The sequence below is a fragment of the Rhizobium sp. Root483D2 genome (genome assembly GCF_001426685.1).
GTDB lineage: Bacteria > Pseudomonadota > Alphaproteobacteria > Rhizobiales > Rhizobiaceae > Pararhizobium > Pararhizobium qamdonense.
Window position 1 is genome coordinate 121,509 of sequence record NZ_LMFB01000018.1, and the last position, 13,065, is coordinate 134,573.

The window sequence follows — 13,065 nt, forward strand, 5'->3', positions numbered from 1 at the left end:
GGGTAGGGCAAGAGATGACGTCACCGTTCATTCGCCCCGGTTCCGACATTTCCGCGTTTTGGCCCTTATGAGCAGCGGCAGCGCAATTTTCGGATGAAAAATCCCGGAAAATGGCAATAAGCCGTGGCGAAAAGTGATGTAGACTGCCGCAATCGCAGCAAATCCGGGAGATCGCCATGACCGCTCCACATCCCTCCAAGACCCATATCGGCAATCACAAACTGCATCCGGAAACGCTGATGCTGAACTACGGCTACGATCCGGAGCTTTCCGAAGGCGCGGTCAAGCCACCGGTGTTTCTGACCTCCACCTTCGTCTTCAAGTCGGCCGAGGAGGGGCGCGATTTCTTCGATTTCGTGTCCGGCCGCCGTGAGCCGCCGGAGGGCACCGGCGCCGGGCTGGTCTATTCGCGGTTCAATCATCCCAATAGCGAGATCGTCGAAGACCGGCTTGCGGTTTATGAGCGCACGGAAAGCTGCGCGCTGTTTTCCTCCGGCATGTCGGCTATCGCAACGACGCTTCTGGCATTCGTGCGGCCGGGAGATGCCGTTCTGCATTCGCAGCCGCTTTACGGCGGAACGGAAACACTGCTCGCAAAGACGTTTCTCAACATGGGCGTCGCGGCAGTCGGGTTTGCCGACGGCGTCAACGAGGCGTCCGTGCAATCGGCGGCCGAAGAGGCAATGGCGAAAGGCCGGGTGTCGATGATCCTGATCGAAACGCCGGCCAATCCCACCAACAGCCTTGTCGATGTCGCGATGATCCGCAGGATTGCCGATGCGATCGGTGCGAAGCAGGGGCATACGCCGATTGTCGCCTGCGACAATACCTTGCTTGGCCCGGTCTTCCAGCGGCCGATCGAGCATGGCGCCGATATCTCGCTCTATTCGCTGACCAAATATGTCGGCGGTCATTCGGATCTGATCGCGGGGGCGGCTCTGGGCGCAAAATCGGTGATGAAGCAGGTCAAGGCGCTGCGCGGTGCGATCGGCACGCAGCTTGATCCGCATTCCTGCTGGATGCTTGGCCGGTCTCTGGAGACATTGTCGATCCGCATGGAGAAGGCCAACAGCAATGCGCTCGAAATTGCCAATTTCCTGCGCGATCATCCGAAGGTCGAGGGCATCCACTATCTGCCCTACCACGACCCGCAGTCGCCGCTTGGCAAGACCTATGCCGCGCAATGCACCGGCGCGGGATCGACGTTTTCGTTCGATATCGCCGGTGGCCAGCCGGCCTCCTTCAAGTTTCTGAACGCCCTGCAGATCTTCAAGCTGGCAGTCAGTCTCGGGGGCACGGAATCGCTCGCCAGCCACCCGGCCACCATGACCCATTCCGGCGTGCCGCTGGACGTTCGCCAAAGGATCGGTGTGCTAGAATCAACCATCCGGCTTTCGATCGGTATCGAACATCCCGACGATCTGATTGCCGACCTGACCATCGCGCTGGATGCAGCCTGAGTGGGCAACGATTTTTTTCTTAATTTTCGCTTTGTCTTGAAATGGTTACATTCCCTTGCCATATTGCACCCATGGAATTCGTTTCCAGCGGTTGACCACGGATGTACTGGCAATGGCTGTCGAGACGGGTCGGAGAGGTCGGGTTCTTACCCGGCCTTTTTCTTTGGGCGCGCTCCGGCGGTTCCCCCCGCGCGTTTCTTTTCAAATTGCATTAACGTTGTCGTTTGTATCTCGCCTTTCGCTGAGATGGCCCTACTTGTCATGGCAGATGATCTGGACAGATACTCTAGATAAACCTTTGCCATGGCCGTCCGGCCCGCTGGCCGATCCCCTCGACAGGAGAAACCCATGCCCCTTAAATCTTTGATGGCCGTTGCAGCGCTGGCAATCCTGGCTCTTTCCGGATGCGCAAGCACAGGCGGCACCAACACCACCTATGCCCAGTATCAGGGCTATAGCCCGGTGCCCGATTTCGGTGCGTCCGATCCGGGCGGTGTGCGGATCAACTATTAAGGTCCGATAGCGAGCGTTATTGCTGGGGATCTGCCTGCACCGCATTTTGATATCTGTGGTGCGTGGTGATCCCAGATGGATTCGAACCATCGGCCTCAGGATTAGGAATCCTGCGCTCTATCCTGCTGAGCTATGGGACCAGCCGGAAGAACACTTACAAAAGGCGCAGCCGGAAGCCAAGTGTTTTCCGGGAAGCCAGGTGTTTTCCGGCTCGCTTTTGATGCATTTCACCGAACAGGGTTTTCCGATGTGCGTGATGTCCGGCCGGGGCTGGCGCCGGAGGCTTTTCCGATGTTAAGCAGTGTGCGGCGAAACGGGGAGGAGACCCGGCCGTAACGGCGCCGCTTTTAATGAAAACCCACAGAGTTTGATCCGGCATGTTCATTGGAATTGATTGGGGCGGCACGAAAATGGAAGTCATCGCGCTCGATCGCGATGGCACAACACGGGCAAGGCACCGCATCGCCACGCCCACCAGCGGCTATGATGCCTGTGTCCGCGCCGTACAGGAGCTGGTCGCGGCTGCCGAGCAGACGGCGGGGGAAACTGGGACGATCGGCATCGGCATTCCCGGCAGTCCCAATCCGCGCACCGGCATCGTGCGCAATTCCAATGCCGTGCTGTTGAATGGCCAGCCTCTCGGGCGCGATCTCGGGCAGGCGCTTGGCCGCGAGGTGCGCCTGGCCAATGACGCCAATTGCTTGGCGATTTCGGAAGCGGTCGATGGCGCCGGCAAGGATGCGCACACGGTGTTCGGCGTCATCGTCGGCACCGGCCATGGCGGCGGGCTTGCAATCGGCAAGCATGTGCATGCCGGCTATCAGGGCATTGCCGCCGAAATCGGCCATTATCCGTTGCCCTGGATGACCAGGGATGAATATCCCGGCCATAAATGCTGGTGCGGCAAACATGGCTGCCTGGACATGTATGCCTGCGGCACCGGGGTAGAGCTGGATTACCGGCTGACCACGGGCGTTGACCGGCGCGGCCGCGACATCATCGCCGACAAGCGCAATGGCGAGCCGGTGGCGGTTGCCGTCTATGAACGCTTTGTCGACCGGCTTGCCCGCAGCCTGGCGCTTTTGACCAATATTATCGATCCGGATGTCTTCGTGCTGGGCGGCGGCATGTCGAATGTCGATGAGATCTACGATGAATTGCCCGACCTGATTGTCCAATATATCTTCGGCGACAGTTTTGAGACGCCGATCCGCAAGGCGGTGCATGGGGATAGTTCCGGGGTGCGCGGGGCGGCCTGGCTCTGGAAAGATTAAGGGTAGAAGGGGAATGCGAAATGAGTATTGACGCGGATCTGGAGCGGATTGCCCTTCAGGAAAAGGAGCTGCAATTCGACAGTTTCAGTCTGGAAACGGCCTGGGCGCTTGGATCGCTGCTGCGTGAAATGGCCGTGGAGCGCAAGCTGGGGGTCGTTATCGACGTGACGCTGTTTTCCATGCCGGTGTTTTATACGGCACTGGAAGGCTCGACGCCGGACAATCCGAACTGGGTGCGCCGCAAGCGCAACAGCGTTTTCCGCTTTTTGAAAAGCAGCTATGCCGTAGGCTTGTCGCTTGCGAAGCAGGAGACCACGCTGCAGGCGAAATTCGGCCTGCCGGACGCGGAATTCGCGCCGCATGGCGGCAGTTTCCCGATCGTTGTACGCGGCACCGGTTGCGTCGGCGCGGTCACTGTTTCGGGCTTGCCCCAGCGTGACGATCACATCATGGTGGTCGAAGCCCTTGCCACGCTGCTTGGCAAGGATATCGATGGGTTGAAACTCGGCGAATGAGTGTGGACGGACAGATTTCAATGGATATTGCCGGGTTTTCCGAAAAACTGAACGATTGGCTTGCCGACAAGGCGCTGCCGCTCTGGCGCGACAAGGGCTTTGACGGCGCCGGCGGCGGCTTTGTCGAGACGATCGACATGGCGGGGCAGCCGACGCGGGCCAACCGGCGCGCGCGCGTCCAGCCGCGTCAGGTCTATTGCTTTGCAGAGGCCGGACGGCGCGGATGGCCCGGCGATTGGCAGACGCCCGCGACCCATGGGCTTGCCTATTTCGACCGCGTCTACCTGCAGCCAAGCGGCTTTTATGGCGCGCTGGCGGATGCGGATGGCAATCTTGTCGATCCATCCTTCGATCTCTACAATCAGGCCTTCGCCTTCTTGGCCTTTGCCTATCTGGCGCAGGTTTTCCCGAGCCGCAAGGCAGAGATGATCGAGCGCAGCAATGCGTTGCGCGCGCGGATTGAAGCCCATTGCAAACATCCGGTGGCGGGGTTCGAGGAGGATAATCCGCCGCGACTGCCGCTTTGCTCCAATCCGCATATGCATCTGTTTGAGGCATGCCTTGCCAGCGAGACGGTCGAAGGCTTCGACACGGTGGCCTGGACCAATCTGGCCGATGAAATCGCATTCCTCTGCATGGATCATTTCATCGACCGCGAAACCGGCGCCTTGCGCGAATTCTTCGATCAGGACTGGGCGCCGATGCCTGGTGACAAGGGCCGCATCGTCGAGCCCGGCCATCAGTTCGAATGGGCCTGGCTTCTGCTGCGCTGGGCCGAGCGGCGCGGCAATGCCGACGGTCTGGTCAAGGCGCGGCGGTTGTTTGAAATCGGCGAGCAATATGGCATCGCCCAGCCGCGCGATGTCTCCGTCATGACGTTGCTGGATGATTTCTCGGTGGCGGATCCGATTGCCCGGCTCTGGCCGCAGACGGAATGGCTGAAATCGGCCATCCGTTTTGCCGCGCTGACGCAGGGCGAGGAGCGCGAGCGCTACCTGCGATCTGCCGTACGCGCCGCAACCGCATTGCAGAGCTTCCTCGATACACCGGTCGAAGGCCTCTGGCGGGACAAGCAGCGGGCGGATGGGGTTTTCGTCGAAGAGCCGGCCCCGGCCAGCAGTTTCTACCATATCCTGTGCGCCATCTACGAATTGCACGATTGTCTGAAGCGATTGTAAGTCCAAGCAACGGCTAATGTTTTTCGTGCGGCCCGCTTCGAACAGAGGCGGGCCGTTCCGTTTTGAAAAGCATCGATGGGCAAACTCATATATTGACATAAAGATATCTTTATGTGATTGCTGATTTGCAGTTTATTGTCGTTTTCAGAACGGGAGATTTCCCATGTCCGCCATTGATGCACTTTTCGGTGCCGTTTTACCCAAACCGGACGGATCCGAAGTCATGGCCGCGCTGAAAGCAGCCGCCCGCGAGCGCATCCTGATCATGGATGGTGCGATGGGCACGGAAATCCAGCAGCTCGGCCTTGGTGAAGACCATTTTCGCGGCGACCGCTTCGTTGCCTGCGAATGTCATCTACAGGGCAATAACGACCTTCTGACGCTGACCCAGCCGGGCGCGATCGAGGAAATCCATTATAACTACGCCATTGCCGGCGCCGATCTCCTCGAGACCAACACGTTTTCCTCCACCTCGATCGCCCAGGCCGATTACGGCATGGAAGCGATGGTCTATGAGCTCAACCGCGACGGCGCGCGCCTTGCCCGGCGCGCCGGATTGCGGGCGCAGCAGGTCGATGGCAAACGCCGCTTCGTTGCCGGTGCATTGGGCCCGACCAACCGGACGGCGTCGATTTCGCCCGATGTCAACAATCCCGGCTACCGCGCCGTCTCCTTCGATGACCTGCGCATCGCCTATGCCGAGCAGCTGCGCGGCCTGATCGACGGCGGCGCGGATATCGTGCTGATCGAGACCATCTTCGATACGCTGAACGCGAAGGCGGCGATCTTTGCCACCGAGGAAGTGTTCATCGAAATGGGCATCCGGCTGCCCGTCATGATCTCCGGCACGATCACCGACCTTTCCGGCCGCACGCTGTCGGGCCAGACGCCGACCGCGTTCTGGCATTCGGTGCGTCATGCCGATCCCTTCACCATCGGCCTCAACTGCGCGCTCGGCGCCAATGCGATGCGCGCGCATCTCGCCGAAATTTCGAGCGTCGCCGATACATTCGTCTGCGCCTATCCGAATGCCGGCCTGCCCAACGAGTTCGGCCAGTATGATGAAACGCCGGATGAAATGGCGGCCCAGATCGAGGGCTTTGCCCGCGAAGGCCTTGTCAACATCGTTGGCGGCTGCTGTGGCTCGACGCCGGCGCATATCCGCGCAATTGCGCAGGCCGTGGCAAAACACGCGCCCCGCGCCATCCCCGAAGTACCGCGGCTGATGAAACTGTCCGGGCTTGAGCCGTTCACGCTCACCAAGGATATTCCCTTCGTCAATGTCGGCGAGCGCACCAATGTCACGGGCTCTGCCAAGTTCCGCAAGCTGATCACCGCTGGCGATTATGCGGCAGCGCTCGATGTCGCCCGCGACCAGGTGGCCAATGGCGCCCAGATCATCGATATCAACATGGACGAAGGCCTCATCGATTCGAAGCAGGCGATGGTCGAGTTTCTCAATCTGATTGCCGCCGAACCGGATATTGCCCGGGTTCCGGTGATGATCGATTCGTCCAAATGGGAGATTATCGAGGCAGGCCTGAAATGCGTGCAGGGCAAGCCGCTGGTCAATTCGATCTCGATGAAAGAGGGCGAGGAAGCCTTCCTGCACCATGCCCGGCTTTGCCGCGCCTATGGCGCCGCTGTCGTGGTCATGGCGTTCGATGAACAGGGACAGGCGGACACGCAGGCACGCAAGGTCGAGATCTGCACCCGCGCCTACAAGCTGCTCACCGAACAGGCCAATTTCGCGCCGGAAGATATTGTTTTCGACCCCAACGTCTTTGCCGTGGCCACCGGTATCGAGGAACATAACAATTACGGCGTCGATTTCATCGAGGCGACGCGCGAGATCATCGACACCCTGCCGCATGTGCATATTTCCGGCGGCGTCTCCAACCTGTCCTTCTCCTTCCGCGGCAACGAGCCGGTGCGCGAAGCCATGCATGCGGTGTTCCTCTATCACGCCATCCAGGCAGGCATGGACATGGGCATCGTCAATGCCGGTCAGCTGGTGGTCTACGATCAGATCGAGCCGGAACTGAAGGAAGCCTGCGAGGACGTGGTTCTCAACCGCCGTGCCGATTCGACCGAGCGCATGCTGGAGCTTGCCGAACGCTTCAAGGGCACCGCCGGCAAGGAAGCCAAGGAGCGGGACCTGAAATGGCGCGACTGGGGTGTCGAAAAGCGGCTTGAACATGCGTTGGTCAACGGCATCACCGAATTCATCGAGGCCGATACGGAAGAGGCCCGTCAGAATGCCGAGCGGCCGTTGCACGTCATCGAAGGTCCGCTGATGGCCGGGATGAACGTCGTCGGTGACCTCTTCGGCGCAGGCAAGATGTTCCTGCCGCAGGTGGTGAAATCCGCCCGCGTGATGAAGCAGGCAGTGGCCATTCTCTTGCCCTATATGGAAGCCGAACGGCTGGCCGGTGGTGGCCTTGGCGAGCGCAAGAGCGCCGGCAAGGTGCTGATGGCAACGGTGAAGGGCGATGTGCACGACATCGGCAAGAATATCGTCGGCGTTGTTCTCGCCTGCAACGATTACGAGATCATCGACCTCGGCGTCATGGTGCCCTCGGCCAGGATTCTGGAGGTGGCCCGCGAAAAGAATGTCGATATTATCGGCCTCTCCGGCCTGATAACGCCGTCGCTCGACGAGATGGCGCATGTGGCGGCCGAAATGGAACGCGAAGGGTTCAATATCCCGCTGTTGATCGGCGGTGCCACCACCAGCCGGGTCCATACCGCAGTCAAGATCCACCCGCGCTACAACCAGGGCCAGGCGATCTACGTCACCGATGCCAGCCGTGCGGTTGGCGTGGTGTCCAGCCTGCTATCGCCTGAGATGAAGGGTGGCTATATCGACACCGTCCGGGCCGAATACAAGAAGGTGGCGGATGCGCATGCCCGCAACGAGCTGGAAAAGCAGCGCCTGCCGCTCGCCAAAGCCCGCGCCAATGCGCAGAAGGTCGATTGGGATTTCTACGAGCCCAAGACGCCGTCCTTCCTCGGCACCCGGGTTTTCCAGAATTGGGATCTGGCGGAGCTGGCTGAGTATATCGACTGGACGCCGTTCTTCCAGACCTGGGAAATGAAGGGCGTCTACCCGAAAATCCTGGACGACGAGCGCCAGGGCGAAGCTGCCCGTGCCCTCTTTGCCGATGCGCAGGCGATGCTGGCCAAGGTCATCACTGAAAAATGGTTCGCACCAAAGGCCGTCGTCGGCTTCTGGCCGGCCGGCGTTGCCGGTGACGATATCCGCCTGTTTACCGACGAGAGCCGGTCAACGGAACGCGCCACCTTCTTCACGCTGCGCCAGCAGATGGCCAAGCGTGACGGCCGCCCCAACGTGGCGCTGTCGGACTTCGTTGCTCCCGTCGATAGCGGCAAGCGGGATTATCTCGGCGGCTTCGTCGTCACTGCCGGTATCGAGGAAGTGGCGATTGCCGAGCGCTTCGAGCGGGCCAATGACGATTATTCCTCGATCATGGTGAAGGCGCTCGCCGACCGTTTCGCCGAGGCCTTTGCCGAGCGCTTGCACGAATATGTCCGCAAGGAACTCTGGGGCTATGCGGCAGGAGAGACCTTCGCGCCCGGCGAACTGGCGGGCGAACCCTATGCCGGGATCCGGCCGGCGCCCGGTTATCCGGCCCAGCCGGATCACACCGAAAAGGCAACGCTGTTTGATCTCTTGAACGCGGAAGAGGAAATCGGCGTGACGCTGACCGAGAGCTTTGCCATGTGGCCGGGATCCTCCGTCTCCGGCATCTATATCGGCCACCCCGACGCCTATTATTTCGGCGTCGCCAAGGTCGAGCGCGATCAGGTCGAGGACTATGCGGCACGCAAGGATATGCCGATCGCTGATGTCGAGCGCTGGCTGGGGCCGATCCTGAACTATGTGCCGGTGCAAAGGGTGGAAGCGGCGGAGTAGCGCCAGGCTTTCCGCTCTGTGCGGGGCGGTTTCGATTCGACCGCCGCCGCCCGCCATGGGCACAAATTCAGATCATTGTCCCGCGATCACCCGGCCCGCCAGCCTGAACGGGCTGGAAATCACGGATGCTGCGGCGTCGAAAACGAAGGCTCCGGTCTGTCTGGACGACACGCCATCGCGCTGTTCGATGGAAACGAGCTGCGGGCCGATGGCGGCGAGATTGGCGTAGCGGTCATGGCCAAGCCTGTCGTCCGCCTTGACCGAGGTGATATCGATAACCTTGATGCCGTAGCGCGCAGCCGCGTCCTCAACGACGGGATCATCCACATCCAGCCTGCCGGCGCGCTGCCGTTCGCCGCCGAGAAAGCTGGAAATCCTCAACGCCTTGTCATCCTTGGACACAAACAGCGTCAGCGGTGTCTTTAGCGGCCCAATGACCGTCAGTTGCTTGCGGAAGACATCGGCATCGATATCGGGCGCAGCCAGGATGACGACGAGCTTGTCCAGCACCTCGCCACGGCCCTCGAGTTTCAGCTGCCGCAGCGCTTCCATGATCAGGAAACCGCCCATGCTATGCCCGAACAGAACGAATTTCTTCACCTTGGGCTGGCGCGACATCTCGGTGATGACGGCCACGAGGTCGTCGCGCGCAAACAAGGCCGCATCCCTGTCGGCCACATAGCCGGTCACGGTGGCCTCTGACGGCCATGAAAACAGCACCGGTGTCGCCCCGGTCTTTGCGTCTGCGGCGATCTGCGCCAGTCGGAACAGGCCCTCCTGGTAGCTGTAATTATAGCCGTGAACAAACAGGCCAACCGAGCCGTCGGTGCCCGGCGTTCCCGCCAAGGCCAAAAATGCCGGCCGGTCGAGCGTGGTCCGCTTCGTCACCACGAAGTCACGCTTGGCATTGGGCTTGCCTTTTGCCCATTCGATTTTCGATGGCTGATGGGTTGGCGGAATGGAGATCGAAAATTTCTCGAATGCCATCGACTGGGCACGGCCGCTTGCAAAGCCCTGCCCATCTTTGGTTCTGTCGGTCGCCGTCAAAAGCGTAATCTGCCGTTCGCCGCCCGCAGCACTTTCCGGCTGCAAGACAGCATCCGTCGGGCGCGAAGCGCAGGCCGCAAGCTGTAAAACAGCTGTCAACACGATCGCCATCCTGCACAGATGGGAACGGACGGGATGGGGGCCTTGAAAAGGGATCATTGATACGCGCCGGTTTGATTGCGAATGCATGAGGGCCTTGGTGACATATTTTTCCCGCCGGCAATAGATCGGCAGCCCGATGTTTGCCGCAGATGTTTGTCTTGAGGACACCAGACGGGTTGGGATACTGATCCGGCCGGTGCGGTTGTGGCACGAATCAGAGAATGCCCCCGATCTTCGAGGGTGGACTTGCGACCGCGGGGGCGGGAATTCATGGCCGAAAATAAGCTCGACACGATCGCCCTTTTGAAAGCGATCGCCGATAGTCCAAAACGCGACAATAGTGCCTATCACCAGGCGATGGCCGGCGTGCGCCAGGCGTTCGAGGATGCGGAAATCGCGCTGGGCGGTCCGGTCAAGGTGCGGACCAAAACCAAGGTGAAGCGCAATGGCGACTATAGCTTCAAGTTGACGTTCAAGCGGCCGGATTGACGGCGGCTGCGGTTTCGTCTCTCGCAAGCGCATTGGCCGGATTTAAATTATTTCACCGCGCATGGCACAAAATCACCGTTCAAACGTTTCCGCGAGGAAAGATAAATGGTGATTCACATGAAGATGTTTGCAATCATTGGTCTGTCGCTGGCGACCGCCTTTTCAAGCGTCCTGCCGGCACAGGCATTCCCATCCATCGAGCGGCCGAAACCTCAGGTTTCCGATATTCAACAGGTCGATTACTATCGCAACGCCTGGCGCCACGGCCATTACGGGCATCGTGGCTCCTATATCAGGCGGCACTATCGCAACGGCGGCTATTATCGCCACGATGGCTACTACCGTCACGGCGGTTACCGCCACCACAGGCGTTATTACGGCGGATATCGCGGGTATGACGATAATTTCGGTGCGGCGTTCGGCGGCTTGGCTGCGGGCGCCATCATTGGCGGTATGCTAGCCCAGCCGCGGTATTATGGCGGTGAGCGCCGTTATTATCGCACCGGCGGTTCACATGCTGACTGGTGCTATGCGCGATACCGCTCCTATAGAGCCTATGACAATACGTACCAGCCCTATAATGGCGGCCGCCGTCAGTGCGTCTCGCCCTATTGATCGACGCGCTTTTGCAGCGCTTAACGAGGGGCAGGGCGTTATTGTCCTGCCCGTATGACAAAGCCAATTTTAGTCCTTGATATACCAGCCCCAGGGCTCATCGCTGTTGAAGCGGGTGATCTGCTTGGTTTCCAGATAGTTTGACAGACCCCATCGGCCGAGTTCGCGGCCGATACCGGACTGTTTGTATCCGCCCCAGGGCGCCTCGACAAAGGTCGGCTGCGAGCAATTCACCCAGACAATACCGGCGCGAAAAGCCTCGGCGACGCGTTCGGCGCGGATCACGTCCTTCGACATCACGGCGGCGGCAAGCCCGAAGCGGCTGTCATTGGCCATGCGGATGGCATCGTCCTCGTCTTTGAACGGCTTGATGCAGACGACCGGACCAAAAATCTCCTCCTTCCAAACATAGCTGTCCTCGCTCATGCCGGTAAGCACCGTCGGTTCCAGGAAATATCCGGCCTCGAAACCAGCCGGGCGGCGGCCGCCATAGGCGACCTCGGCGCCATCGATACGGGCGCGGTCTATTGCCGAGGTGATCTTGTCATATTGGCCCTTCGAGACGATCGGCCCAAGCTGCGTACCCTCTTCCAGACCGTTGCCGATCTTGATCCTGGCCGCTTCCTCGCAGAGACGCGAAACGACGGCGTCATAGAGCCCCGCTTCGACCAGTACGCGCGAGGTTGCCGAACAGACCTGGCCCTGGTTCCAGAAGATGCCGAACATGATCCATTCGACGGCCTTTTCGATATCGCTGTCGGCAAAGATCACGAAAGGCGATTTGCCGCCCAGTTCCAGGCTGACCGTCTTGATGTCCTGGGCGCCTGCCATCATCACCTTGCGGCCGGTGGGGACCGAGCCGGTAAAGGCGAGCTTGTCGACCAGCGGATGTTCGGTCAAAGGTTCGCCGGCTTGCATTCCGGTGCCGGTGACGATGTTGAGCACGCCAGCCGGGAGATCGATGTCCTCGGCGATCACACCAAGTTCGAGCGCGGTCAGCGGTGTCAGTTCCGAGGGTTTGAGCACGATGGTGCAGCCGGCAGCCAAAGCCGGGGCGACTTTCCAAGCGACCATCAGGAGCGGGTAGTTCCACGGTGTGATCGCGCCGACCACGCCGAGCGGTTCGCGCACGACCCTTGAGGAAAAACGCGGCTCGCTGAGCGGAATGGTCTCTTCCGGGTGCTGGTCGAGCTCTTCCGCCAGAATGGCATAATAGGCAAAACAACCGGCGGCATCGTCGATATCCCAAAGCGCTTCCGGCAGCGGCTTGCCATTGTCAGTGACTTCGAGCCTGGCCAGGAACTCGCGTTTTTCGGTAATTTTCGCGGCAATGGCCCGCAGATAGACGGCGCGCTGGGCGCCGGTGAATTTCGGCCAGGGCCCGGAATCGAAGGCGTAGCGGGCCGCTTTGACGGCCTTGTCGATATCGCCGCTGGTTCCGGCTGGGGCCTTGTGAATGACCTGGCCGGTGGCGGGGTCGATGACATCGAGCGTGCCCCCTTTCTCAGGCCTTACCCACGCACCGTCGATGTAAAGCCTGTCCTGCATATCGCCACCCTTGTTGAAATCGGATCCAATATCGCCTGGCTGCTACCGTTGTGCCGGCGGCCTTTTCCATTGTCGCTGAATTGGCTGAGTGTATCGCTCGGTCAGGAATTGTCGAGGAGGGCGGCAATCCTCATGGAGGGGCCTGCAAAAACGGGATACCAGGGGGCTGCACGTGAGTGAAAACACATCCAACGCTCCGATGCCGCCGCCCGGCATTTTTGACCATTTGGGAAAGATTTTGCCGGGTGCATTTGGTGATTGTGCTGCGGATTTGGGTTGTTTTGGGGTTGGTTTGAAATACTCCCTTGAAATCATACACTTATGAGAAATTTTATTTTCTTTGTTTTGGTGTGTTGACTTGTTTCGGGTGTGTCGCCTATAAACCGC

At 60.0% G+C, this 13,065-nt stretch carries 11 protein-coding genes and 1 tRNA gene; 9 read left to right on the plus strand and 3 right to left on the minus strand.

The genetic code is table 11. The annotated features are described in order from the left end of the window. The first annotated feature begins 176 nt into the window (after window positions 1-176). Together ASD32_RS16220 and ASD32_RS30300 are read left to right on the plus strand one after the other, a co-directional pair. Entirely contained in the window at window positions 177-1,460 is a 1,284-nt protein-coding gene (locus ASD32_RS16220; protein ID WP_060639085.1) for a cystathionine gamma-synthase family protein, read from the plus strand. A gap of 348 nt (window positions 1,461-1,808) precedes the next feature. Further along, complete coding sequence (locus ASD32_RS30300; RefSeq protein WP_200953608.1) at window positions 1,809-1,973, plus strand: hypothetical protein; 165 nt, start codon at window positions 1,809-1,811, stop codon at window positions 1,971-1,973. A 63-nt stretch (window positions 1,974-2,036) separates the two neighbouring features. On the opposite strand, the gene ASD32_RS16225 is transcribed toward ASD32_RS30300, so the two are convergent. Further along, window positions 2,037-2,113, minus strand: a tRNA-Arg gene (locus ASD32_RS16225). A 237-nt stretch (window positions 2,114-2,350) separates the two neighbouring features. On the opposite strand from ASD32_RS16225, the gene ASD32_RS16230 reads away from it, so the two are divergent. The 4 genes from ASD32_RS16230 to metH all read left to right on the plus strand — a co-directional run bounded on the left by ASD32_RS16230 (window position 2,351) and on the right by metH (window position 8,877). Continuing rightward, window positions 2,351-3,247, plus strand: coding sequence for an ROK family protein (locus tag ASD32_RS16230; protein WP_060639086.1), 897 nt, complete (start codon window positions 2,351-2,353; stop codon window positions 3,245-3,247). A 20-nt stretch (window positions 3,248-3,267) separates the two neighbouring features. Beyond that, window positions 3,268-3,762 (plus strand): heme-degrading domain-containing protein, encoded by a 495-nt coding sequence (locus ASD32_RS16235; protein ID WP_060639087.1) that lies wholly within the window; start codon window positions 3,268-3,270, stop codon window positions 3,760-3,762. A gap of 14 nt (window positions 3,763-3,776) precedes the next feature. Next, window positions 3,777-4,940 carry an AGE family epimerase/isomerase gene (locus ASD32_RS16240; RefSeq protein ID WP_200953609.1) on the plus strand — a complete coding sequence of 388 codons (1,164 nt, stop codon included), beginning with the start codon at window positions 3,777-3,779 and terminating at the stop codon, window positions 4,938-4,940. A 163-nt stretch (window positions 4,941-5,103) separates the two neighbouring features. After that, window positions 5,104-8,877 (plus strand): methionine synthase, encoded by a 3,774-nt coding sequence (gene metH, locus ASD32_RS16245; RefSeq protein WP_060639089.1) that lies wholly within the window; start codon window positions 5,104-5,106, stop codon window positions 8,875-8,877. Between the two features lie 72 nt (window positions 8,878-8,949). Here the strand turns inward: metH and ASD32_RS16250 are convergent, their stop codons facing one another. Beyond that, window positions 8,950-10,035 carry an alpha/beta fold hydrolase gene (locus ASD32_RS16250; RefSeq protein ID WP_060639090.1) on the minus strand — a complete coding sequence of 362 codons (1,086 nt, stop codon included), beginning with the start codon at window positions 10,033-10,035 and terminating at the stop codon, window positions 8,950-8,952. Window positions 10,036-10,296: 261 nt separating this feature from the next. Between ASD32_RS16250 and ASD32_RS16255 the strand changes: the two genes are divergently transcribed. Together ASD32_RS16255 and ASD32_RS16260 are read left to right on the plus strand one after the other, a co-directional pair. Next, on the plus strand, window positions 10,297-10,515 hold the full coding sequence (locus ASD32_RS16255) for a hypothetical protein (RefSeq protein ID WP_060639091.1): 219 nt from the start codon (window positions 10,297-10,299) through the stop codon (window positions 10,513-10,515). Window positions 10,516-10,620: 105 nt separating this feature from the next. Next, window positions 10,621-11,130, plus strand: a complete 510-nt coding sequence (locus ASD32_RS16260; RefSeq protein WP_060639092.1) for a BA14K family protein — start codon at window positions 10,621-10,623, stop codon at window positions 11,128-11,130. A gap of 69 nt (window positions 11,131-11,199) precedes the next feature. On the opposite strand, the gene ASD32_RS16265 is transcribed toward ASD32_RS16260, so the two are convergent. Continuing rightward, the gene (locus ASD32_RS16265; protein ID WP_060639093.1) at window positions 11,200-12,678 is read right to left on the minus strand and encodes an aldehyde dehydrogenase family protein; all 1,479 of its coding nucleotides are present in this window, start codon (window positions 12,676-12,678) and stop codon (window positions 11,200-11,202) included. A 172-nt stretch (window positions 12,679-12,850) separates the two neighbouring features. On the opposite strand from ASD32_RS16265, the gene ASD32_RS29610 reads away from it, so the two are divergent. After that, window positions 12,851-13,003 carry a hypothetical protein gene (locus tag ASD32_RS29610; RefSeq protein ID WP_156383205.1) on the plus strand — a complete coding sequence of 51 codons (153 nt, stop codon included), beginning with the start codon at window positions 12,851-12,853 and terminating at the stop codon, window positions 13,001-13,003. Window positions 13,004-13,065 lie beyond the last annotated feature (62 nt).

Coding starts and splice junctions, on each gene's coding strand:
- ASD32_RS16220 (WP_060639085.1), top strand. CDS start 177: ATGACCGCTCCACATCCCTCCAAGACCCATATCGGCAATCACAAACTG.
- ASD32_RS30300 (WP_200953608.1), top strand. CDS start 1,809: ATGCCCCTTAAATCTTTGATGGCCGTTGCAGCGCTGGCAATCCTGGCT.
- ASD32_RS16230 (WP_060639086.1), top strand. CDS start 2,351: ATGTTCATTGGAATTGATTGGGGCGGCACGAAAATGGAAGTCATCGCG.
- ASD32_RS16235 (WP_060639087.1), top strand. CDS start 3,268: ATGAGTATTGACGCGGATCTGGAGCGGATTGCCCTTCAGGAAAAGGAG.
- metH (WP_060639089.1), top strand. CDS start 5,104: ATGTCCGCCATTGATGCACTTTTCGGTGCCGTTTTACCCAAACCGGAC.
- ASD32_RS16250 (WP_060639090.1), bottom strand. CDS start 10,035: ATGGCGATCGTGTTGACAGCTGTTTTACAGCTTGCGGCCTGCGCTTCG.
- ASD32_RS16255 (WP_060639091.1), top strand. CDS start 10,297: ATGGCCGAAAATAAGCTCGACACGATCGCCCTTTTGAAAGCGATCGCC.
- ASD32_RS16260 (WP_060639092.1), top strand. CDS start 10,621: ATGGTGATTCACATGAAGATGTTTGCAATCATTGGTCTGTCGCTGGCG.
- ASD32_RS16265 (WP_060639093.1), bottom strand. CDS start 12,678: ATGCAGGACAGGCTTTACATCGACGGTGCGTGGGTAAGGCCTGAGAAA.